The sequence below is a fragment of the Roseovarius sp. EL26 genome (genome assembly GCF_900327775.1).
GTDB lineage: Bacteria > Pseudomonadota > Alphaproteobacteria > Rhodobacterales > Rhodobacteraceae > Roseovarius.
The window spans coordinates 77,480-98,634 of sequence record NZ_OUMZ01000005.1 but is presented as its reverse complement, the minus strand read 5'-3'; the positions used below and the strand labels follow the sequence as shown (position 1 = coordinate 98,634).

Sequence of the window (21,155 nt, the reverse complement as noted above, 5' to 3'; positions counted from 1 at the left end):
CGTAACACGAAGGCGTCAGAACGCTTGGCAACTTGTTTCGCAGCCCCAGATCAGGTGCAGGACACAGTTCAATACGCAACCGAAGGAAAGGGAGGCCAAACTATGAAACGTAACCACTTTATAGCGATGGTTTTGGGTCTATCCATCGCCACCAGCGGATTTGCCGCAGCGCCTGCAAGGGCCAGTGATAACACTGGAAAAATCATCGCAGGTGTCGCAGCACTGGCTATTATAGGCACCGCAATTGCGAATTCATCTGACGATCATGATGATCACGCCAAAGTCACGCGGCACAAGAACAGCTACGAGAATTATAATGGCTACGGCTACAAGCCATATAAAAAGAGCTACAAGAAAAAGCACCATAAGAAGAAATACGGGCATAAGCGCTATAAAAAGCACTATGGCCACAAGTCATACAAAAAAGGGTATGGCCACAAATATTATAAGAAGAAGTCTTATTCAGGTCATCACAAGAAACGCTTCAAGCGTGCCTACGCATACTAAATGCAGGCTTCAGGTGCGCGTGACAGCACGCGCACCTGACAATTTATCAGAATTCGACAACAGCGCGGATTGATTTACCTTCGTGCATCAGATCGAAGCCATGGTTAATCTCATCCAACGACAATTTATGGGTGATCATCGGGTCGATCTCGATCTTGCCGTCCATGTACCAATCAACGATTTTTGGCACGTCCGTGCGCCCCGATGCGCCGCCAAAGGCGGTGCCGCGCCATGAGCGGCCGGTTACCAGTTGGAATGGACGCGTGGCGATTTCCTGACCTGCGCCAGCCACACCAATGATGATGCTTTCACCCCAGCCTTTGTGCGCTGATTCCAACGCCTGACGCATAACGTTCACATTGCCTGTGGCATCAAACGTGTAGTCGCCACCACCGCCGGTCAATTCGACCAAATGCGCAACAATATCACCGTCAATTTTGGTCGGGTTCACAAAATCGGTCATGCCAAAGTGGCGACCCATTTCTTCTTTGTCATCGTTCAGATCAACACCAACGATTTGATCCGCACCAGCAAGCCGCAAGCCTTGAATCACGTTCAGGCCGATACCACCAAGGCCGAACACAATGCCGGTTGAACCAATTTCAACTTTGGCCGTGTTGATCACCGCGCCGATACCCGTAGTAACGCCGCAACCGATGTAGCAAATCTTATCAAACGGCGCATCTTTGCGGACCTTGGCAAGCGCGATTTCCGGCACCACCGTGTGGTTGGCAAACGTTGAACAGCCCATATAGTGGTGGATTGGTGTTCCATCCAACATCGAAAACCGCGTTGATCCATCTGGCAACAGGCCCGCACCTTGGGTCGAACGGATTGACTGACACAGGTTGGTTTTTGGGTTCAAACAGTAATCGCATTCGCGACATTCCGGCGTGTAAAGCGGGATCACGTGATCGCCGACTTCCAGAGAGGTCACACCTTCGCCGACTTCGATCACGATGCCCGCGCCCTCATGACCAAGGATCGCAGGAAAGATTCCCTCGGGGTCATCGCCCGAACGGGTAAACTCATCCGTGTGACACAGGCCAGTCGCCTTGATCTCAACCAAAACCTCACCAGCTTTTGGTCCTTCAAGGTTCACTTCCATAATTTCAAGTGGTTTGCCGGCCTCTAGGGCGACAGCAGCGGTGGTACGCATGATGCTATTCCTCCAATAATAGTCTAGGCGACTTTTATCCAATGGGCGGGCTATTTCAACAAAATAAGTTACGGAACCCGCTTGCCTTTCATCGGGATTTTCTTAGTCTTAGTTAGGAATTTCTTAAGTTAGACCTAGATTTAGAAGGAAACTGTCAGATGAGACTTGCCGCCGCAGCCCTATTAGCCCTGACAGCCTGCGCCCCAACAGGAGAGACACCAGACACGGATCTGAATCTGCCCGAGGAAGATACCCCCTGCGGCGCGCATGCCCTACGCTATCTTGAGGGTGAACCGCGCGAGAGCTTTGATTTCGACGAACTGGACGGTCCTGTGCGCACGCTCTACCCGGGGTCAATCTCTACCTCAGATTATCTGCCTCAGCGCCTGAATGTGCATATCAACAACGCGGGTATCATCACCAAGTTAGCCTGTGGCTGATCAATTGACCGACTGACGATACACCTGATGGCAAGCCTGACAAGCGGCTTGCAGTTCGCGCAATCCGGACTGCACGGCTGTTTGCGATGAAACATCAAGGCGCTTTGCCGCCCGTTGCATGGTTTTTGCCTTCGCCTTGAATTCCGGCCACCTGTCCCAAATCAACGGAAGTGCTGTTGTTTTGGGATCCATCTGCGGTGATTTAAACAGGCTTTGAATCGCATTGCTGTTGCGGATCAATCTTGCGCGCGCCTGCTCTGCTGCCAGTGCATCAAACCCACGACGCCCCTGCACCATATCCGACAGAGTGACTCGGTCCTTCTCCATATCCTCCATGGCGTGGATGCGGTCATAAACCATCGGATTTTCCACATCAGAATGGGCAAAGGCCAATGGCACAACCAGGGTCATGCACCCTAGCATCGTTAAAATCTGGATTGAGTGCTTCATCGGCTTTCCCCGCAACGTATATAAATCAGCATCGAATAGCCCCGTATAAGATGCAACACAGTTTCGCGATCCTTGCCCCTGGCCTTTCGAATTCTCTTGATTTAACAGGGCGAAACGGCAAAGCTAAAGTATGAGCTATCAATCAATCAGCCCGTTTACCGGCCCGCTTGGGCAAGAACAGGTTGCGTTTCACCGGACCGAGCTTTCCGTGATCATGTCGCTCTATGGCCGTATGGTTGCCGCTGGCGAATGGCGCGATTACGGTATTTCATGCTTGCGGGATATGGCGGTTTTTTCCGTTTTCAAACGCACCGCAGAAAACCCACTGTACCGGATAGAAAAACGTCCCAAGCTGCGCGGACGGCAGGGGCAATATGCGGTTGTCGGAATAGATGGTCAGGTTTTAAAACGTGGCTCGGATCTGAAAGCGGTTTTGCGTGTGCTGGAACGCAAATTGATCCGGGCGGTCGACTAACGACCCATGTGGGAGGCGCGACCGTGTTTCGGCAAATTTTGGCGTCCATTTTATGCAGCGTCGCAATTGCCGCCCCAAACATTGCAGTGGCCGCCTGTAATCCACAGCCCTCGCCCTATGTTGCAACTGAATTGGTGTTGGCTGTCGATACCTCGATCAGTATCAGCGCACAGGAATATCATCTGCAAATGCGCGGCATTGCAGATGCGCTACGCAGCCCAAAAGTGATTAACCTGATCGAACAACAGCCCGGTGGCGTGGCCATGGGGCTGGTGCATTGGAGTGTCGGCGGTTTGAACAAGCTGGCCGTCGATTGGCATCACCTGTGTGACCTGGCTTCGGTCATCTTGTTTGCTGAACGGGTGCAGAATGCGCCGCGCTCTGGCACCGCGCGGGGAACGTCAATCAGTGCAGCGCTGCGGTTTTCAGCCAAACAGATTGAGACAAACCAATTTTACGGCGACCAGCGCAAGATAGACATTTCCGGAGATTCGCGCAGCAACTCTGGCCCTTCGCCCTATTACGCCCGCAATGAGATAGCAGCCAGCGGGATCATCATCAACGGGCTGGTGATCAAGGATGGCGACCGAGAGCTCGACGCCTATTATCTGGCCAATGTGGTGGGTGGAGAGGACAGTTTTGTCTTGTCCATCACCCGCCACAGTGATTTTGCCGAGGCGATGCAGCGCAAGTTGGAGCGGGAACTGACGTTAGAGCTGTCCCAAACTATAAAATAGGTCAACCTATTGCGTCTTCTAGCCAGTGCACACGCTGACGTGCCTCAACCAAAGCCGTCTCTGCGCTTTCAAACTCCTCTGCCCCATAGTGACCGATGCTGTACCAGCCGCGCCCATCCTCGGGGTCGCGGCGAAATTCATCGAAACCAAATGTCCCATCGGGACGGTGGAAGATGTCCACGCAAATTGTTTCACCGTCGAGATTGATCGAGCGGATGACCTTATTCACATGTGCCATTACGGGGCATCACATCTGCGCAGACATCACGCAGAGCAGTTCGAACATGATCGATACGCCAAGGAAGGCCGTGCCGCCGGATTGATCAAACGGTGGAGAGACCTCGACCATATCAGCGCCAACGATATTCAGCCCGGCCAGTTCGCGCACGACCTGCACCGCTTGGAATGAATTTGGGCCACCGATTTCCGGCGTGCCTGTTCCGGGTGCAAAGGTCGGGTCAACGAAGTCGATATCGTAGCTGACATACGTTTCTTGATCGCCGACAATTTCGCGTGCTTCGGCCATCACATCCTCGACCCCGCGGGCGTGGAATTCTTCGATCAGGATCAGGCGAATGCCGTTCGCCTTGGCGAAATCACGATCTTCCTCGTCATACATCGTGCCGCGAATGCCGATCTGGACCACACGCTTGGGATCGAGAAGCCCCTCCTCGACCGCGCGGCGGAACGGGGTGCCATGGGTGTACATCGTGCCGCCGAAATAGGAGTGCATCAGGTCGGTGTGACTATCGAAATGCACCATGCCAATGGGACCGTTTTTGGCCACGGCGCGCAAAACCGGCAACGAAGTCAGGTGATCGCCGCCCGCTGTCAGGGGCATGATGCCCGCCGCCAACGCTTCGTTATAAAATGTGGTGATCCGGTCCATGCTGTCCATGATATCGGCCGGGTTTGGCCCGACATCGCCAAGGTCGGCGCAATTGGCCGCCTCGAACGGGCGTGTGCCGTTAAACTGATGTTGTGCGCGCATCATAGTCGAGGCGTCGCGCAACTGACGCGGTCCGTGGCGTGGGCCGGGGCGGTTGGTTGTGCCCGAATCCCATGGCACGCCAATCAGGCCAATCTGGACATCATTGAAGCGCTCGTGCCCGGGCGGCACATAAGGCAGACGCATGAAGGTGGGCACGCCGGCAAAGCGCGGCAGGTCAAAGCCGGAAACCGGATGGAAATATGTGTCACTCATGTCGTTCCTCCCAAACGTTTGCGTGCGGTCACCGGGCCATCGCCCTGATCCGCGATTCTTTTGATGGCCTCATCGAGCGGTTCAAATGCGACCGCCATATGAAAGGCATTGGCATGCAGTATCGTATCTGGATCGGAAACCCAAGCTACGTGACCTTTCCAAAACAGAAGGTCACCCCGTTGAAGCGCGTCCGTTTCGTCCAAAGACGTGCCAAACCCAATCTCTTGCAGGTCGCTGTCGCCAGGGCATGTGATGCCACAGGACAGACAGCCCGCCTGCACCAAGCCCGAACAATCAATACCAAAAGCAGAATTGCCGCCCCAAAGATAAGGTGTCCCTAGAAACAGCTCGGCAACGGAGACCGGATCATCTGCCAATACCACCAGCGGAGACAAATGTGTCGAAGGAATATGCCCCAGCGCGGTCTGCGCAAATCGACCTTCGCTGGCAAGGACCTGCACCCGGCTGCCATAGCTAAGGCTGGTGCGCTCATGGGACTTGAAATCCGGCTCTGGATAGAGATGGGTTGCGCGCGCCGACACCACATGCGTCACCGGCGTGGGTTCTGATAACTCTGCGCAACGCAGATAGCCAACATAGTTATCTTTTTTCGCCTGAACAAAAGCCCAGCCATCGCGATCCTCGTAGAGCGTGACCTCCTCCCCCAGCAGCAACTGTCGTTCCCGCCGGCCATCCGGCGCGTGCAAGAGGTCAGCCACGGGCACCGAAAGGTGACGCGCCGCCCCGGTGAGAAACTGCGCGGCCTCGACCTGACCACGCAGGGACACATCGGCCACCCGGCCGTTTGCCGGTGTCAAGCGGCGGTCTGTCATAGCTTCAGCATTTCTGGCAGTGCTTCTAACAACGCCCGCGCGCCCATACCTACCCCACCTTTGGGACGGGCCGGGGCGGGGGCCGGATTCCAACCGTAGATGTCAAAATGTGCATAGGGTGTATCGCCAGCAAAGCGGCGCAGGAACAATGCAGCCGTGACCGATCCGGCAAAGCCACCTTTTGGGGCATTGTCGAGATCGGCAATTCCTGGCTCGATCATCGCCTCATAGGGGGTATGAAATGGCATCCGCCAAACCGGGTCTGCCACCTTGTTTGCTGCGCTTTCCAAGGCACCTACAAAGCTGGCGTCGTCGCAATAATAGGGTGACAGATCAGGGCCTACGGCAACCCGCGCTGCACCCGTCAACGTGGCCATTGAAATCATCAGGTCGGGCGTGTCTTCTGCCGCGAAAGCGAGCGCGTCAGCCAGAACCAACCGTCCTTCGGCATCAGTATTATTGATCTCAACTGTCAGCCCGTTGCGCGCGGTCAGAATGTCGCCGGGGCGGTAAGCGTTCGAGCTGACCGCATTTTCGACCGCCGGGATCAGAACCTGCAATTGTATCGGCAATTCCAGCGCCATGATCATATGAGCCAGACCCAAAACCGTCGCAGCCCCGCCCATGTCCTTTTTCATCAGGCCCATTGATGCACCCGGTTTGAGGTTCAACCCGCCGGTATCATAGCATACGCCTTTTCCAACCAGTGTCAGTGTCGGGCCAGTGTTCCCCCAATGCATGTCAATCAGGCGTGGGGCTTGATCAGCGGCGCGGCCCACAGTGTGAATCATCGGGAAATTTTGCTCCAGCAATGCCTCGCCCCGGATCACCGCCATCTCGGCACCAAAGTTTGACGCTAGATCAGCGCAAGCCGCCTCCAAATCCGCAGGGCCCATATCCGACGCAGGTGTATTGATCAGGTCGCGTGTCAGCACCTCCCCGGCAACAATCGCTTCAGCCCGAAGCGCCTGAACACCCTCGGGCGCAACAAGCTGCGCGACTGCGGGTTTTTGCGAGCGGTACCGATCAAAGGCATAACCAGCCAGCAACCAGCCCAGCGCCTCTTCTTCAACGCGGTCTTCGGTCAGACCTTCAAGTCGGTAGATCCCCTTGGGAAGGCTCATTGCAATCGCTGCCAGATGGAACCGGCCCCTGCTGCGTGCCTTGGCGGTACCATAGCCGGCCAGAACCACCGCGATCCGGCTTGTCTCAGACGGAACCAGGCAGCTGCTGCCCAGAGCGGCCGTAAACCCGTTTGCAATAACCCAGTTTGCAACGTGATCCGGCTGTGCGGCCAGCCACCCCTCCAACCCGTCCTGCTCAATCACATGAACCGGGACAGCCTCCGGATCGGGGGCAGCAAAGACAAGCGACATAGGGACACCTTTCAGATGGGATATTCAGTCCCCAAAGCCTAACGTCGCCAGCGCTGCCTGCAAGCCATCAAATCGGTAAATCCTTCAAATCCCAGATTTCGATCAAAGAGCGTTCCCCGGTGCGAACCAAGCGTTCAAGCGTAGCGGATAAGGCAACAAGGTCTTCGCTGTCGATGCAATGCATCACATCCCGGGCAACACGGGCAACAACCGGTAAGCCGATCTGGCCCGCCAGCTGTGCCAAAATCCGCACGTGTTTGCGCATATCCCTTCTGCGCCCTTCGCGACAACAACGCTCAACCCGCGACAACAATGTCGCCAGTTCCTCGAGCACCCGGCAAATTACATCATCGGCGCAGGCCTGCCCTAAATGCTGGTGCAGCTCCTCCAGCTGGTCAATATCGAACTTTTCAAAGTCGCCGTGATCCAGCACTACTATCCGTTCCACTCTTCTACCCACATTTTGTTTCCCACCTCCATCATGACGCATTCTGGTTTTATAATCGTTTCATGACAGAAATTTATCTCTCGAATTATTCGAAAATTACCACTATTTACCACCGGAACGGCTGATTTGAGACAGGGGGAAATCATGAAACACGCGCGTCCACTGCCCGGCTACCTTGCCAAACGCTTCCACGGATGGAAAGCCACGACCTATTCCGAGAACAAAGCTTGGTATCGCCGCCTGTCCGAGGGTCAGCACCCCCGTGCCATGATCATTTCGTGCTGTGACAGCCGGGTGCATGTGACCTCCATCTTTGGGGCCGATCAGGGTGAATTTTTCATCCACCGCAATATCGCCAATCTGGTCCCAGTTTATAACCCTGACGGACAACAACACGGCACATCGGCCGCCGTTGAATATGCTGTGACCGCGCTCAAAGTTGCGCATGTTGTGGTGATGGGCCATTCCAGCTGTGGCGGGGTTCAGGGTTGTCTGAACATGTGTTCAGGCAAAGCGCCAGAGCTGGAAGAAAAGTCCAGCTTCGTTGGTCGCTGGATGGACATTCTGCGCCCCGGTTACGAGCGGGTGCAACATCTGGAAACCGAAGAGGCGCAACGCGATGCACTGGAAAAGCAGGCCGTCATCGTTTCGCTTGAAAACCTGATGAGTTTTCCTTTTGTCGCCGAAGCGGTGGAACAGGGTGATCTGACCCTGCACGGTGTTTGGCACGACATTGGTGAAGGCGGATTAGAGCAATACAGCCCTGAAACTGAAACCTTCAGCGCGGTTTAGCCAAATTCCACACGGCTAGCATACTGCGCCACGGATACATCCGAGGCGCAGTTTCTATTTAAGATATCACTGTAAAATCTGCCCATCTGGCCAGTCGATGCTGTGCTCAAGTGAGATGCTCTGTGTTTGCCCAGCAGGCAGGTCAAACTCCCACGCCAGAACGCCGCGTTTGTTGTCATAATCAGCCTCGGTCGGCTTTGGGGTAGCCTTCCATTCGATCTCAAGGTCTTCCTGTTCTGAGTATGGCACACGGTCCAGCAGGCGCAGTGACCAATTTTCACCGGTCAGGTTTTCCACCTCAATGCGCACCTCTTCGGTGAACGCGTTTGAGCGAGTGAACACACCCTGATCACCTTCATTGCGATCCAGCACGGTGCGGGTCAAACGCAGGCCGTCGATCGGGCCAAAGGACAGATCCGCTTCGCCACCCGCCGGGATCAGATCAAGATACCGTCGTCCAATGAAACGGCCATCGAGATAGAAATTCGCCTCGTTCGAGGGCAGGATCAGCTCTCCGGTATCATTGCCGAAACTCGCCATAAGGTAGGCAGTCTGATCGCTGAGCGGTACCGCCTGTGCGACCAATTCAGCCTTAGTTTCAAGCGTGCCAAGGGTGACACGCAGACGATCAGCCCCCGAAGCGATCGAGACTGGCTGGGGATATTGGTAGGACACAGCGAGCCCATCGAAGGCCGCCGTAGCAACAACCGCCTCGGCAACATCGAACGCAGGTTCAGCCATCACCTGACCCGAGAACGCCCCCATATCAGCCTCTTCGACAGCGGTCTTGGACCGACGCTGCAATTGTTCAGGATCAAAGATGCGACGCAACCAAGGCCAAACCTCGCTTGGGGTGGTTTGCTCTGACGGGCGCACGGTGGAGAGTGTCAGCACGACATCTTCCCAATTCTCGCCGGTGCTTTGTTGAATGAAGGCACCGCGTTCCAAAGCAAGCGCACCTGTGTCACGGGCAAGATGCAAATCATAGACAGGCTGCCATGCCGCCTGCTGGATGTTGTAGGTCACGGTCACTGACCCCTCGCCCGCCTCTGCGGCATCCACGGCGATGGCCAGCATAGCGCGCTCCTCCACTTCGGGGACTAGCGCGCGTAATTCGGCGCGGGCTTTTTCCAGCTCGAGGTGCAGGTCTTGCAGGCCTTCTTTGGCTGTGTCGGCGCGGTAGTCGGCGTCTTGTGCCGCTTGCAGAGCAGACAGTGTTTCATCCCCGACAACTCCGATGAGATCGCGCAAGGCCGTCGCATCCATGTTGGCGATACCTTCGTTATCACCCATTTGATTGAGGAACGTGATCTTGGCACGGGCCGCCTCAGCTTCAAGCCGAATCCGTTCGATCCCTGCAAGGCCTTTGCGCATATCTTGTTCTAACTGTTCGACCTTATCTTCGGCCGCCTGAAGGGCCGCATCTGTTTTATCATCACGCGGGATGACAAAATCATTGCGCGCACTGACGCTGCCCATACGCGCACCGTCCACTGCAACACGCACCGAATGTAATGGCGTTGTACGCGGCAGGTCGCTTAGGATAAGCTGATGCTGCCCCTCATTAACGGTAAATGGCACCTCTCGCGTGATCGTCGCACCGCCGGGATAAAGCGTTACCGCGCTCACATCGCTTTGCAATAGGATGTCCTCGGCCCATAGGGATGTGGGCAACAAAGCCAGCCCCGCCATGAAATACCGCATTATTATTTTCTCCTGCTTTCATTGGGCAAAGTATCAAATACGCAGGGGCGCAATAGCAAGCAGATCATCGAACAATGTGCGGATTTACGCCATTGGTTTCGCAGGGATTTCATAGAAATTTCACAAGGTGAACGCAAATCGGGCGCCCCAATAGAGCGCCCGGTTGTATAGTCTAAGATGGCTCAATCAGCCTTTTTTCAGAACGCGTTTGCCCAGAGTTTCGGCGATCTGAACCGCATTCAGGGCAGCACCCTTGCGCAGGTTGTCCGAAACGCACCACAGGTTCAGGCCGTTTTCGATCGTGCTGTCCTGCCGGATGCGGCTGATGAATGTGGCGAAGTCACCAACACATTCAACCGGTGTGACATAGCCGCCATCTTCACGCTTATCGATCACCATGATGCCCGGCGCTTCGCGCAGGATATCGCGGGCTTCGTCTTCGTCGAGGAACTCTTCGAATTCGATGTTCACAGCTTCAGAGTGGCCAACAAAGACCGGCACACGCACACAAGTGGCGGTCACTTTGATTTTAGGATCGACGATCTTTTTGGTCTCAGCGACCATTTTCCATTCTTCTTTGGTCTCACCAGAATCGAGGAACACATCGATATGAGGGATCACGTTGAAGGCGATCTGCTTTGGGTAAACCTTTGGCGGCACTTCCTGCGTTGGGTTGTAAACAGCCTTGGTCTGATCCCACAGCTCATCAATCGCGTCTTTGCCCGAACCCGATACTGACTGGTAGGTCGAAACAACAACGCGCTTGATGGTCGCGCGGTCATGCAACGGCTTCAGCGCCACAACCATCTGCGCGGTTGAGCAGTTGGGGTTGGCGATGATGTTTTTCTTGCTATACAGTTCGACCGCTTCCGGGTTCACTTCTGGCACGACCAGTGGAACATCAGGATCATAGCGGTAAAGGGATGAGTTATCGATCACAACGCAGCCCGCTGCCGCGGCTTTGGGGGCAAATGTTTTGGTCGCGTCGGAACCGATCGCAAACAACGCCATATCCCAGCCCGTGAAATCAAAAGTTTCCAGATCCTTCGTGGTCAAAGTTCGATCGCCAAAGCTGATTTCCGTGCCCAGTGAACGACGGCTGGCCAGAGCCACAATTTCGTCCACAGGAAACTGGCGCTCGTCCAGAATGTTCAGCATTTCGCGGCCCACGTTACCGGTGGCGCCAACGACAGCGACTTTGTACCCCATCTCGGGAATCCTTTTTTTTGCGTTTAAACGCGCTGCTCTTAACCCAGCAAGCTGGCTTATTAAAGCGGATTCGCCGCGCAAACTGTCACAGAGCGGTGAATAGGCTCCGTTTCGTGTCTGAAATGCAGATCAGGCGCGCTCGATCGCGATGGCCGTGCCTTCGCCACCACCGATACAGATAGCCGCAACCCCGCGTTTGAGCCCGCGTTTTTCCAATGCATTGAGCAAGGTTACCATGATCCGCGCGCCGCTGGCCCCGATAGGATGACCCAGCGCGCAGGCTCCACCGTTCACGTTCACCCGGTCGCGCGGCAGGTTCATTTCATGCATGAAGGCCATAGGAACAACGGCGAAGGCCTCGTTCACTTCCCACAGATCTACATCTTTGGTGGTCCACCCCAGATTTGCCAGCAGCTTTTGCGCGGCAGGCACTGGGGCCGTCGTAAACCAACCGGGGGCCTGCGCGTGGCTGGCATGCCCCATGATCCGGGCGCGAATGTTCAGACCTTGCGCCTGTGCGGCGTCTCGCGAGGTCAAAACCAGTGCCGCTGCGCCGTCTGAAATGGACGATGCATTGGCCGCCGTCACCGTGCCATCCTTGCGAAACGCAGGTTTCAATTGCGGAATCTTATCTGGCCGGGCTTTGCCGGGTTGCTCGTCTTCGGTGATTGTGACCTCGCCCTTGCGGGTTTGGAATGTGACTGGTGCGATTTCTCTATCAAATGCACCCGATGTCTGCGCCTGCAACGCACCTGCAAGAGATCCGAGGGCGTATTCATCCTGCGCCTCTCGGGTGAATTGATATTTTTCGGCGCAGTCTTCGGCAAAGGTGCCCATCAGGCGGCCTTTGTCGTAGGCGTCCTCAAGCCCATCCAGAAACATATGATCCTGTGCGCCTGTATGGCCAATCCGCGCCCCGCCGCGCATGTTTGGCAGCAGATATGGCGCGTTGGACATGCTTTCCATACCACCCGCAATCATCGTGTCAGCATGCCCCAACGCAATCTGATCGAATGCTATCATCGCCACCTTCATGCCCGAGCCGCACATTTTATTAAGCGTGGTGGCAGGCACATCATCGCCCAGCCCTGCGTGAAAGCCGGCCTGGCGCGCAGGGGCTTGCCCCTGACCTGCGGGCAAAACACAGCCCATCAGAACCTCATCCACTGTCTGCGTGTGTGCGTCTTTGAGCGCAGCAGCCATGGCCGCGCCCCCTAACTCAGGGGCCGAAACGCTGGAGAAATCCCCCTGAAACCCGCCCATTGGTGTGCGAGCGGCACCGGCGATGATGACCTCTTTCATAGCGTCTCCTGTTCGGCTTGTTGGTCAGATACGAAATCGTAACCAATACGCTATAGATTGTCATGGATTACGAGCCAAAGGCAGAGGGCCCCATGAAACTGGACAGTCAGATTAGAAGTAACGTCAATATCGTCACCGTCAATGAGACAAGGATTGATGCCGCCGCGGCCATACAGTTCAAAGATGAGATGCGCAGCCTGACCGAGGACAGCCCGTCGCATGTCGTGCTGGACTTGTCACAGGTTGCATTTGTCGATTCCAGCGGACTGGGTGCGATTGTCGCCGTCAAAAAACATTTTGGCACGTCAAAACAATTGGATCTGGCAGGGCTGACAGCAGACGTCGCAAAGGTGTTTCAGCTGACCCGGATGGACAAAATCTTTACCATCCATGACAGTGCAGCACCTTTCACGTCGCAAGCGGCTGGCTGAAGAAAGGGATCACTCTTGTCAGGCCATATCATTTCAACCGCATCTGATCGCCCTCCGCTGACGATACGCATAGATGGCTCTGCAACAGAGACCGGAACGCGGGACATATTGCAGCAGGTCACACAATGGCTGACCCATAACAACCAGCCCGGCGACATCATTTCCACGGTCGAGCTGGTGTTGGCCGAAGCGATCAACAATATCGTCGAACATGCCTATGCTGAAACGGCTGAGCGTAGCGTCCGGAAGAAACCCCTTTGGGCAGATCTGACCCTAACATCACAGCAGTTACATGTGACCTTGAGTGACGCCGGTGTACCCTTTCCGGATGAAACCCTTCCCAACGGTAACTTACCTGACCTGAATGTAGCGTTAGACGATCTGCCCGAAGGTGGTTTTGGCTGGTTCCTTATTTTTTCACAAACACAGTCCGTCCGCTATCACCGCGAAGCAGGTAAAAATTCACTGTCATTGGGTTTCAAATGTGGCACGGAATGAGTCTGACCCGCGATGAAAACCGCAAATTCGCCTAATTCTACACGAAAAACCGCCGAATTCCGCTGTCAGTTAAGCCCTGTAGCTGGAAATAGCTTCTCTCGGCGCCGCGCGGAACAGCCCCCACCCAGCGCGTGGTGCCGAGATATTTACCCCCGAACAATTGGCAATCGCTTAAGGGCGTCCTAGTGTCTGACCAGATCAGAGACAGGAGACCACATGCGCGACTTTCACTTTCCCGGCAGGTCACCCGTGTTGGCCACGAATGGCATGTGCGCCACGTCCCACCCTTTGGCCGCAAAAGTGGCGATTGACATCCTATCACGCGGGGGCAATGCGGTTGACGCAGCCATTGCAGGGGCTGTTTTGCTGGGCATTTGCGAGCCACAGATGACCGGGATCGGTGGCGACTGCTTTGTCTTGTTCAACAAACCCGGCAGCGATGACATTCAGGCGCTCAATGGCTCGGGTCGGGCACCTGCGGCGGCAAGATCCGCCACGCTGCGTGCCCGCGATCTGGATGTGGTGCCGCCCTATTCTGCTGATGCTGTTACCATACCCGGCGCGATCGATGCTTTTTGCCAGTTGAGCGAGGACCACGGCGTATTGGGCCTTGATGCCATTCTGGCCCCGGCAATCCATTACGCTGAAACAGGCGTGCCAATCGCGGCGCGAGTTGGTGCCGACCTGCAGCATGCAAGCCATGTTTTGCAAGGGCACGGCCTTTTGCACTATTCGGATGCAGGGCAACCTTTGCAGATGGGGCAGATTTTCCGCGCGCCCGGACAAGCCGAGGTTCTGCGCCGCATCGCCAAAGACGGTCAACGTGCCTTTTACGAAGGTGAGATTGCTGAAGATATGTGTGCCGCCCTGACTGCATTGGGCGGGGCGCACACGATGGCCGATTTTGCGGATCAAAGTTGTGACTATACCCAACCTGTGTCTGGCACCTACAAAACGGCCGAGCTGGTCGAACACCCGCCCAATGGTCAGGGCGCGACAGCGATTTTGCTGCTCAACATTCTGGCGCAGTTCGATATTGCTGCGATGGACCCTTTTGGGGCTGAGCGCGCGCATCTCGAAGCCGAAGCCACCAAGCTGGCTTATGACGCCCGCAACCGGTTTATCGCCGATCCCGATCACACCGCGCGACTTGATCATATGCTGTCCATGGAGACGGCGCAGTCTCTGGCAGCCCTCATAAATCCGGGCAAAGCCATGCCCGCTGCAGCGCCAATCAGTGAAGCGGTGCATCGCGATACGATTTATATTACCGTGGTTGACCGTGACGGCATGGCGGTATCCTTGATCTATTCAATCTTTCATGGATTCGGATCTGGCATCGCCTCGGAAAAGTTCGGCATCTTGATGCAGAATCGTGGAGCGGGCTTCACCCTTGAGCAGGGCCACCCCAATGAATTTGGTGGCAGCAAACGCCCAATGCACACAATCATTCCCGGAATGCTGCGCGAAAACGGGCGCATTCGCATGCCTTTTGGTGTGATGGGCGGGGCCTATCAACCCTGCGGCCATGCTCGGTTTGTGACGAACTTGCATGATTTTGGAATGGACCCACAAAGCGCAATCGACGCGCCACGCTGTTTCTCAGACAATGGTCAGCTCAAAATGGAACGTGGCTATGACGCCCAAACCCGTCAGGCACTTGTTGATCTCGGGCATGATGTCGTCACACCAGGCGACGCCCTTGGCGGGGCGCAGGCCATCCAAATACGCCCTGACGGTGTATTGGAGGGCGGCAGTGATCCGCGCAAAGATGGTTGTGCTTTGGGATATTAAGAAACGTGGGTGGCCGTTGCGCCACCCGCAGCTTCAGTTCATATCGAAGTGAAGCGGATAGTGCCCGTCTTCGAATGGACCGAACATATCTGGGATATCAGGATGATCGACCGGCTGCCCGGAATAATCAGCTGCCAGGTTTTGCTCACTCACATAGGCGACGTAATAGCTCTTCTCGTTTTCCGCCAAAAGATGGTAAAATGGCTGTGACCGGTCAGGCCGGGCCTCTTCCGGTATGTTATTGTACCACTCTTCAGTATTTGAGAATTCTGGATCAACATCAAAAATCACCCCACGAAAAGGATGTTTTCGATGGCGGACAACCTGCCCTAAACAATATTTTGCACGCGTTTTCAACATAACAATACTAACCTTACTGCGAACAACTTACCTTGCTCAGATAGGTATTGTCCAACTTTTTGCCACATTTCAAAGGAAACAGTCTGTGAACCTAAGCGTAACAGTCCTCAACATCGTTGCCCCGGTCTTCTGTCTCGCAGGCATTGGGTACATCTGGGTCAAGTTAGGCTTTGATTATCCAGTACAATTCATCACACGACTGGCAATGACGATTGCTGTGCCTTGCCTGATATTCACCGCGCTCATGCAGTCAAAAGCTGACCTTGCGTCACTCAAAACGTTGTCCATTGCCTCAATTGCGTCACATTTGGCCATCGTTTTGATTTTCGCAGTATTGCTCAGATTAGGGCAGTTAGATCGGCAAACTTATCTGGCGCCGCTGACCTTTGGCAACACCGGAAATTTAGGCCTGCCGCTTGCGCTGTTTGCGTTTGGGCAGGCTGGTTTGGAAATGGCGGTTGTCATCTTGGCAATCAGCGCAGTCTTGTCTTTTACGGTCGGCATCTGGCTGGTCGCCGGACAAGGAGCGTTTGGCAAGATGCTGCGCGAGCCGATGATCGGGGCCACATTGCTGGGCGCATTGTTCCTGTGGCAGGGGTGGCAAACCCCGCAGGTGGTAACCAGAACGATGGATCTGATTGGACAGATGGCCATACCCTTGATGCTGATGACACTTGGCGTGGCAATCGCACGGCTATCGGCGGCACGTCTGAAATTGGCCACAGCTCTGAGCCTGATCAAACTGCTGATCTGCGTCATCGTGGCCTGGGGGATCGGGCACTGGTTTCAACTTGATCAAGTGGCCTTTGGCGTGTTGGTTTTACAAACCGCAACGCCGGTTGCCGTGACATCATATCTGCTGGCGGAAAAGTATCAGGCCGATTCCGAGGCCGTTGCCGGACTTGTGATGGTGTCTACCCTGATGTCGGTCATTGCATTGCCGGTATTGTTGGCGTTTTTACTATAAGAGCACCAGCATAAAGGGTAAATTTTACATTCCCTCCGGCTCCTATTTCGGTTAAAATGCAGAAAAAATAAATCAAAAAGCGAGAGGCAAATGAGCAGAAAGCTTCGCGCACTAGTGTTAATGACCGTGCTTGCGGCTTGTGGTGGTGGATATGACACCCCCCCTAGTCGTTTAGATAATGCTTGCACGATCCTTGACCAGCGCCCCGAATACAAACGCGCATTCCGTGCGGCTGAGCGCCGTTGGGGGGTGCCAGTACATGTCCAGATGGCGACGATCTATCAAGAGAGCAAGTTCGATTCAGATGCCCGTACGCCGTACCGGTTTACACTGGGCGTGATTCCGATGGGGCGACAAAGCTCGGCCTTCGGGTACAGTCAAGCGCTGGACGGTACTTGGGATGAATACAAAGTCTCAACCGGGAGCCGGTCAGCACGCCGCGATGACATCCGTGATGCGGCTGATTTCATTGGCTGGTACATGGCTGAAAGCAATCAGCGGCTTGGTATTTCGATGCATGACACCCGCAACCAGTATCTAGCCTATCACGAGGGCCGCACGGGCTATTCCCGTCAAAGCTATCAGGGCAAGCCCTGGCTGGTACGGGTGGCTGGAACAGTGCAAGAAAGAGGCGAGACTTATCGCGCCCAACTGCGGCGCTGCGGCGCAATCTGAATGTGAACAGAGCGGGCAGTGCCCGCCCTGTTTAACGTTCTTTCGTCCAATCAGTTACGATCTGACGCCCCAATTCCGGGGATGACGAATTTGTCGTTCGCCAGTTGAACATTCTTGGTCAAATCACCCAAAATCACAGTGGTCTGGCTGCCGCTGCCGTCATTGATTACCCATTGACGCAGCTCGACCGGGCTGCCGGTGAATACCAGATCTATACTGCCATATTCAGGATGATCAGGGTCCTGCGCACGCACCGTTGTGGTCTTGCCATCGCTCTTGTGACCCGTGACCATGCGCGCGCGGCTGAAATCGACCTTGCGTGCCAGAATGATCTTGAGCGGCGTCTGGTTTAACGGATAGCCCTCGGGCCCGGTGTTGGACTTTGGGTCAACGATGCCCACGGTGCTGCCATCGGCCACGACCAGTGTTTTCTCCGGTGGGTTATACTCAAACCGCACACGGCCGGGGCGTTTGATATAAATCTGCCCGGTGCTGATTGTACCATCATCATTGATTTGCGTGAATTCACCTGACGCTGACTTAAAGCTATTCAGGTACTTAGAGATTTCATCAAGCGACAGGCGCTCGGCCATCGCAGGGGCGGCCAGCGCCACAGTGGTAAGGCCTGCGGCCAATATAAGACGTATCGTTTTCATATCTCTTACATAAGTAGAAAGGGCCGGATGTACACCCGGCCCCGTTTGGTTTTTTCCTGTTTGGCGGTGATCCGCCTTATTGTTCAGGAACAAGAATTTCGCGTTTACCAACGTGATTTGCAGAACTCACCACGCCCTCGTCTTCCATTTGTTCAACCAGTTTCGCAGCCTTGTTATAGCCGATCGACAGCTTACGCTGAATGTATGAGGTGCTGCATTTGCGGTCTTTGACAACGATGGCCACGGCCGTGTCATAGAGTGCGTCTTCGACATCGGTGTTGCCACCAGTGCTGAGCCCCAACACCGCATCGATATTGCTGGCTCTGTCATCCTCTGGGCCTTCGACGACACTGCCAATGTATTCTGGTGGGCCATAAGCCTTGAGATTATTGACCACTTCTTCGACTTCTTCATCCGAGACAAACGGACCGTGACACCGGGTAATTTTACCGCCCCCCGCCATATAGAGCATGTCACCCATACCCAAAAGCTGCTCAGCCCCCATTTCACCCAAGATTGTCCGGCTGTCGATTTTGGAGGTCACCTGGAACGAAATCCGAGTCGGAAAGTTGGCTTTGATCGTGCCGGTGATCACATCAACGGACGGGCGTTGCGTGGCCATGATCAGGTGGATACCCGAGGCTCGCGCCATCTGTGCCAAGCGTTGAATACAGGCTTCGATCTCTTTACCTGCAACCATCATCAGGTCGGCCATCTCGTCAACAATGATAACGATATATGGCATCTTTTCGGGGATAATTTCCTCGGTCTCGAACACCGGTTCACCGGTTTCATCATCAAACCCGGTTTGCACTGTGCGGCTGAAGGTTTCGTTTTTGGCAAGTGCCTCCTCGACGCGGCCGTTGTAACCATCGATGTTGCGCACACCCATTTTGGACATCTTCCGATACCGGTCTTCCATTTCGGCCACGACCCATTTCAGGGCAACAACCGCCTTTTTAGGATCAGTCACAACCGGGCTCAGCAGATGCGGGATCCCATCATAAACCGACAGCTCCAACATCTTGGGATCGATCATGATCAGGCGGCATTCATCCGGCGTCAGCTTATAGAGCAGCGATAGGATCATCGTGTTAATCGCCACGGACTTACCCGAACCTGTGGTCCCGGCAATGAGCAAGTGAGGCATCTTGGCAAGGTTCGAAATCACCGGATCACCACCGATATCCTTACCCAACGCCAATGGAAGTTTTTGATTACCATCACCAAAATCGCGAGTGGCCAGCAATTCACGCAAGGCGACCATTTCACGGTTCTCATTTGGCAGTTCAATCCCGATCACACTACGCCCTGGCACCGTAGATACACGGGCAGACAGTGCGCTCATTGAACGGGCGATATCGTCAGCCAAACCAATCACGCGGCTGGCTTTCAAACCTGGGGCAGGTTCCAGTTCGTACATGGTGACAACTGGGCCTGGGCGGACCGAGACGATCTCACCTTTGACACCATAGTCATCCAGCACGTTTTCCAGCATGCGCGCATTTTCCTCAAGCGCTTCATCGCTTAGGTGAAAGCGCTCAATCTTGACCGGATTGGACAGCAGGCTCAAAGGCGGCAATTCAAACTCCACCTTGTTCTTTTCTTCAAACTGCAATGATGGCTGTGCCTCGGCTGCAGCCCGCGTTGACGGCTGTACCGTCTTGCGCGGCGTATGCTGCACGACGCCACGCGGCTCTGGCTCTGGAATGCGCGTGGATGCCGGCTGTGGAACAGCTTGCATCGCATTATCCGGTGTCATCATTGCAGCGTTGATGTCTGCCTCATCCACCACATCGAGATCCATCGGGGCTTCAAACACATCAGATTCGATCTGATATTCCGCCGCCTGTTCAATGGGTTGCAATGATGCGGCAGCTGCCATCGCATCAGGGGTCATATGTGCGGCAGTCAGCGGTGGTTCCGCCGGAATACCGTGGGTCGCCGTCAGGGGCGGCTCTTCTGTCATCGCTTGGCGACGAGTGGTGTCCAAAATCAGCGGATCAGGACCTCGACCACGACCTTTGGTCAGTGGCGCGACGCTTTCGGCCCGCATCGCAGGCGACTGGCGCACGCGCGATTTGATCACGTTGGAAATCTTGGCACGGATACGGTCATCCCCCGGCCCATCCATCAACTCCGGATCCGCTGTCATCTGGTTTTCAACCAGTTCGGGCTCTGGCAGAGGGTCGGAACGACGCATCAAAGATGGCATCAGGGAACGCAAGCCACCGGGCTTTTCAACTTCAATCTCAACCTCTTCTTCAGTTGCGATTTCAACAGCCTGTTCTTGCTGACGCGACAGAATGGGTTCAACTGCGCGGCGGACAACTGATGACGGAATGCGTGGCGCATCGATGTCAACATAATCCATATCATCTTCGAGGATGATGTCTTGTTCATCCGCACGAGCGGCGCGACGTTCGGCCATCCGTGTCTGTGCCCCTTGTGCAGCCTGAACCGCACCCGACGCGCCCTGCCCCAGCACCGCCATCAAGCGGGCATAGGTCATGATCACCCCAAGCAGAAGGAAACGACCGATGCGTGACAGCTCGGGCTTGGTAAAGCCCAGAACAAACGCCCCGAGCACCAACATGGACACCCCCAGAACCAGCGACATCAACTTGATACCCAGTCCGGCGCTCACGGGCAGAATACCCAACAAAGCACCCAGAATGGTATCACCAAACAAACCGCCTAAACCAAAGCTGTGGGTTGCAGACCACTCTGCCCCCGGTGTCAGGGTTGAGGCATAAAGCGCCAGCACCGCGATCCAGATCGGCGCAAAAATCAGGCGGCCAACTGCGCGATCTTCACCTTTGTGCAGGGCAAAACGCAGACCCCATGCCATCAGCACCAAGGCCACGCCCCACGCGCCCCAGCCGACAATCATGAACAACGGCGCAGCGATCGAGGCGCCAAAACTGCCCAGCGCATTTTGCACCGGTGCATCGGTGGCGGAGAGCCAGCTTGGGTCATCCGGAGTGTAAGTTCCGATCATCGTGGCCGCCAGCGCCGCCAGTGCTAAAAGCCCCAGCCCCAGCAACTCCTTGCCGCGCTTTTCAATAGCTTCCGCCATCGAGCTGTCCAGCAATGGTTCGCGTCCACGTGTCTGATATGCCATGTTACCCTCGTCCT

General features: G+C 55.3%; 23 protein-coding genes. 10 read left to right on the top strand and 13 right to left on the bottom strand.

The genetic code is table 11. The features are described from left to right. The first annotated feature begins 102 nt into the window (after nt 1-102). Nucleotides 103-507, top strand: coding sequence for a hypothetical protein (locus D9A02_RS02400; protein ID WP_120499380.1), 405 nt, complete (start codon nt 103-105; stop codon nt 505-507). Nucleotides 508-553: 46 nt separating this feature from the next. On the opposite strand, the gene D9A02_RS02395 is transcribed toward D9A02_RS02400, so the two are convergent. Further along, the gene (locus D9A02_RS02395) at nt 554-1,666 is read right to left on the bottom strand and encodes an S-(hydroxymethyl)glutathione dehydrogenase/class III alcohol dehydrogenase (protein WP_120499379.1); all 1,113 of its coding nucleotides are present in this window, start codon (nt 1,664-1,666) and stop codon (nt 554-556) included. Nucleotides 1,667-1,824: 158 nt separating this feature from the next. On the opposite strand from D9A02_RS02395, the gene D9A02_RS02390 reads away from it, so the two are divergent. Beyond that, the gene (locus tag D9A02_RS02390) at nt 1,825-2,106 is read left to right on the top strand and encodes an I78 family peptidase inhibitor (protein WP_120499378.1); all 282 of its coding nucleotides are present in this window, start codon (nt 1,825-1,827) and stop codon (nt 2,104-2,106) included. Here the strand turns inward: D9A02_RS02390 and D9A02_RS02385 are convergent, their stop codons facing one another. Continuing rightward, complete coding sequence (locus D9A02_RS02385) at nt 2,107-2,556, bottom strand: cytochrome c (RefSeq protein WP_120499377.1); 450 nt, start codon at nt 2,554-2,556, stop codon at nt 2,107-2,109. Nucleotides 2,557-2,686: 130 nt separating this feature from the next. On the opposite strand from D9A02_RS02385, the gene D9A02_RS02380 reads away from it, so the two are divergent. Further along, the gene (locus D9A02_RS02380) at nt 2,687-3,031 is read left to right on the top strand and encodes a DUF2794 domain-containing protein (RefSeq protein ID WP_120499376.1); all 345 of its coding nucleotides are present in this window, start codon (nt 2,687-2,689) and stop codon (nt 3,029-3,031) included. Nucleotides 3,032-3,054: 23 nt separating this feature from the next. Continuing rightward, complete coding sequence (locus D9A02_RS02375) at nt 3,055-3,768, top strand: DUF1194 domain-containing protein (RefSeq protein ID WP_162932935.1); 714 nt, start codon at nt 3,055-3,057, stop codon at nt 3,766-3,768. A 1-nt stretch (nt 3,769) separates the two neighbouring features. Here D9A02_RS02375 and D9A02_RS02370 read toward each other — a convergent pair whose 3' ends face one another. From D9A02_RS02370 to D9A02_RS02350, 5 genes are all read right to left on the bottom strand, one after another. Beyond that, a complete protein-coding gene (locus D9A02_RS02370; protein WP_120499374.1) occupies nt 3,770-4,006 on the bottom strand; it encodes a hypothetical protein in 237 nt (78 codons plus the stop codon). Between the two features lie 9 nt (nt 4,007-4,015). Further along, the gene (gene speB, locus D9A02_RS02365) at nt 4,016-4,972 is read right to left on the bottom strand and encodes an agmatinase (RefSeq protein ID WP_120499373.1); all 957 of its coding nucleotides are present in this window, start codon (nt 4,970-4,972) and stop codon (nt 4,016-4,018) included. Beyond that, nucleotides 4,969-5,805, bottom strand: a complete 837-nt coding sequence (locus tag D9A02_RS02360) for a C40 family peptidase (protein ID WP_120499372.1) — start codon at nt 5,803-5,805, stop codon at nt 4,969-4,971. Before D9A02_RS02360 ends, speB begins: the two co-directional genes overlap by 4 nt. Beyond that, nucleotides 5,802-7,181 carry a M17 family metallopeptidase gene (locus D9A02_RS02355; RefSeq protein WP_120499371.1) on the bottom strand — a complete coding sequence of 460 codons (1,380 nt, stop codon included), beginning with the start codon at nt 7,179-7,181 and terminating at the stop codon, nt 5,802-5,804. Before D9A02_RS02355 ends, D9A02_RS02360 begins: the two co-directional genes overlap by 4 nt. Nucleotides 7,182-7,248: 67 nt before the next feature. Further along, on the bottom strand, nt 7,249-7,629 hold the full coding sequence (locus D9A02_RS02350) for a hypothetical protein (protein ID WP_254054527.1): 381 nt from the start codon (nt 7,627-7,629) through the stop codon (nt 7,249-7,251). A gap of 144 nt (nt 7,630-7,773) precedes the next feature. Here D9A02_RS02350 and D9A02_RS02345 point away from each other — a divergent pair, with 144 nt between their 5' ends. Then, complete coding sequence (locus D9A02_RS02345) at nt 7,774-8,421, top strand: carbonic anhydrase (RefSeq protein ID WP_120499370.1); 648 nt, start codon at nt 7,774-7,776, stop codon at nt 8,419-8,421. Nucleotides 8,422-8,487: 66 nt separating this feature from the next. On the opposite strand, the gene D9A02_RS02340 is transcribed toward D9A02_RS02345, so the two are convergent. The 3 genes from D9A02_RS02340 to D9A02_RS02330 form a co-directional block, all read right to left on the bottom strand. Beyond that, nucleotides 8,488-10,125, bottom strand: coding sequence for a DUF4139 domain-containing protein (locus tag D9A02_RS02340; protein WP_120499369.1), 1,638 nt, complete (start codon nt 10,123-10,125; stop codon nt 8,488-8,490). A gap of 186 nt (nt 10,126-10,311) precedes the next feature. After that, a complete protein-coding gene (locus D9A02_RS02335) occupies nt 10,312-11,334 on the bottom strand; it encodes an aspartate-semialdehyde dehydrogenase (protein WP_120499368.1) in 1,023 nt (340 codons plus the stop codon). 129 nt (nt 11,335-11,463) lie between these two features. Beyond that, nucleotides 11,464-12,636: an acetyl-CoA C-acyltransferase gene (locus D9A02_RS02330; protein WP_120499367.1), complete on the bottom strand. Its 1,173-nt coding sequence runs from the start codon at nt 12,634-12,636 to the stop codon at nt 11,464-11,466. A gap of 92 nt (nt 12,637-12,728) precedes the next feature. Between D9A02_RS02330 and D9A02_RS02325 the strand changes: the two genes are divergently transcribed. From D9A02_RS02325 to D9A02_RS02315, 3 genes are all read left to right on the top strand, one after another. Beyond that, nucleotides 12,729-13,067: an STAS domain-containing protein gene (locus tag D9A02_RS02325; protein WP_120499870.1), complete on the top strand. Its 339-nt coding sequence runs from the start codon at nt 12,729-12,731 to the stop codon at nt 13,065-13,067. Nucleotides 13,068-13,082: 15 nt separating this feature from the next. After that, nucleotides 13,083-13,565: an ATP-binding protein gene (locus D9A02_RS02320; RefSeq protein ID WP_254054526.1), complete on the top strand. Its 483-nt coding sequence runs from the start codon at nt 13,083-13,085 to the stop codon at nt 13,563-13,565. A 216-nt stretch (nt 13,566-13,781) separates the two neighbouring features. After that, nucleotides 13,782-15,359, top strand: a complete 1,578-nt coding sequence (locus D9A02_RS02315) for a gamma-glutamyltransferase family protein (RefSeq protein WP_120499366.1) — start codon at nt 13,782-13,784, stop codon at nt 15,357-15,359. A 33-nt stretch (nt 15,360-15,392) separates the two neighbouring features. Here the strand turns inward: D9A02_RS02315 and hspQ are convergent, their stop codons facing one another. After that, nucleotides 15,393-15,719, bottom strand: a complete 327-nt coding sequence (hspQ, locus tag D9A02_RS02310) for a heat shock protein HspQ (protein ID WP_120499365.1) — start codon at nt 15,717-15,719, stop codon at nt 15,393-15,395. A gap of 85 nt (nt 15,720-15,804) precedes the next feature. Here hspQ and D9A02_RS02305 point away from each other — a divergent pair, with 85 nt between their 5' ends. Together D9A02_RS02305 and D9A02_RS02300 are read left to right on the top strand one after the other, a co-directional pair. Then, nucleotides 15,805-16,686, top strand: a complete 882-nt coding sequence (locus D9A02_RS02305; protein ID WP_120499364.1) for an AEC family transporter — start codon at nt 15,805-15,807, stop codon at nt 16,684-16,686. A 90-nt stretch (nt 16,687-16,776) separates the two neighbouring features. Continuing rightward, nucleotides 16,777-17,361 carry a lytic transglycosylase gene (locus D9A02_RS02300; protein WP_120499363.1) on the top strand — a complete coding sequence of 195 codons (585 nt, stop codon included), beginning with the start codon at nt 16,777-16,779 and terminating at the stop codon, nt 17,359-17,361. A 50-nt stretch (nt 17,362-17,411) separates the two neighbouring features. Here D9A02_RS02300 and D9A02_RS02295 read toward each other — a convergent pair whose 3' ends face one another. Further along, the gene (locus D9A02_RS02295; RefSeq protein WP_120499362.1) at nt 17,412-18,017 is read right to left on the bottom strand and encodes an outer membrane lipoprotein carrier protein LolA; all 606 of its coding nucleotides are present in this window, start codon (nt 18,015-18,017) and stop codon (nt 17,412-17,414) included. Nucleotides 18,018-18,093: 76 nt separating this feature from the next. Next, a complete protein-coding gene (locus D9A02_RS02290) occupies nt 18,094-21,141 on the bottom strand; it encodes a DNA translocase FtsK (protein WP_120499361.1) in 3,048 nt (1,015 codons plus the stop codon). Nucleotides 21,142-21,155 lie beyond the last annotated feature (14 nt).

What these genes read in the sequence shown, in the direction of transcription:
- D9A02_RS02400 (WP_120499380.1), top strand. Translation starts at nt 103, where the DNA reads ATGAAACGTAACCACTTTATAGCGATGGTTTTGGGTCTATCCATCGCC.
- D9A02_RS02395 (WP_120499379.1), bottom strand. Translation starts at nt 1,666, where the DNA reads ATGCGTACCACCGCTGCTGTCGCCCTAGAGGCCGGCAAACCACTTGAA.
- D9A02_RS02390 (WP_120499378.1), top strand. Translation starts at nt 1,825, where the DNA reads ATGAGACTTGCCGCCGCAGCCCTATTAGCCCTGACAGCCTGCGCCCCA.
- D9A02_RS02385 (WP_120499377.1), bottom strand. Translation starts at nt 2,556, where the DNA reads ATGAAGCACTCAATCCAGATTTTAACGATGCTAGGGTGCATGACCCTG.
- D9A02_RS02380 (WP_120499376.1), top strand. Translation starts at nt 2,687, where the DNA reads ATGAGCTATCAATCAATCAGCCCGTTTACCGGCCCGCTTGGGCAAGAA.
- D9A02_RS02370 (WP_120499374.1), bottom strand. Translation starts at nt 4,006, where the DNA reads ATGGCACATGTGAATAAGGTCATCCGCTCGATCAATCTCGACGGTGAA.
- speB (WP_120499373.1), bottom strand. Translation starts at nt 4,972, where the DNA reads ATGAGTGACACATATTTCCATCCGGTTTCCGGCTTTGACCTGCCGCGC.
- D9A02_RS02360 (WP_120499372.1), bottom strand. Translation starts at nt 5,805, where the DNA reads ATGACAGACCGCCGCTTGACACCGGCAAACGGCCGGGTGGCCGATGTG.
- D9A02_RS02355 (WP_120499371.1), bottom strand. Translation starts at nt 7,181, where the DNA reads ATGTCGCTTGTCTTTGCTGCCCCCGATCCGGAGGCTGTCCCGGTTCAT.
- D9A02_RS02345 (WP_120499370.1), top strand. Translation starts at nt 7,774, where the DNA reads ATGAAACACGCGCGTCCACTGCCCGGCTACCTTGCCAAACGCTTCCAC.
- D9A02_RS02340 (WP_120499369.1), bottom strand. Translation starts at nt 10,125, where the DNA reads ATGCGGTATTTCATGGCGGGGCTGGCTTTGTTGCCCACATCCCTATGG.
- D9A02_RS02335 (WP_120499368.1), bottom strand. Translation starts at nt 11,334, where the DNA reads ATGGGGTACAAAGTCGCTGTCGTTGGCGCCACCGGTAACGTGGGCCGC.
- D9A02_RS02330 (WP_120499367.1), bottom strand. Translation starts at nt 12,636, where the DNA reads ATGAAAGAGGTCATCATCGCCGGTGCCGCTCGCACACCAATGGGCGGG.
- D9A02_RS02325 (WP_120499870.1), top strand. Translation starts at nt 12,729, where the DNA reads ATGAAACTGGACAGTCAGATTAGAAGTAACGTCAATATCGTCACCGTC.
- D9A02_RS02315 (WP_120499366.1), top strand. Translation starts at nt 13,782, where the DNA reads ATGCGCGACTTTCACTTTCCCGGCAGGTCACCCGTGTTGGCCACGAAT.
- hspQ (WP_120499365.1), bottom strand. Translation starts at nt 15,719, where the DNA reads ATGTTGAAAACGCGTGCAAAATATTGTTTAGGGCAGGTTGTCCGCCAT.
- D9A02_RS02300 (WP_120499363.1), top strand. Translation starts at nt 16,777, where the DNA reads ATGAGCAGAAAGCTTCGCGCACTAGTGTTAATGACCGTGCTTGCGGCT.
- D9A02_RS02295 (WP_120499362.1), bottom strand. Translation starts at nt 18,017, where the DNA reads ATGAAAACGATACGTCTTATATTGGCCGCAGGCCTTACCACTGTGGCG.
- D9A02_RS02290 (WP_120499361.1), bottom strand. Translation starts at nt 21,141, where the DNA reads ATGGCATATCAGACACGTGGACGCGAACCATTGCTGGACAGCTCGATG.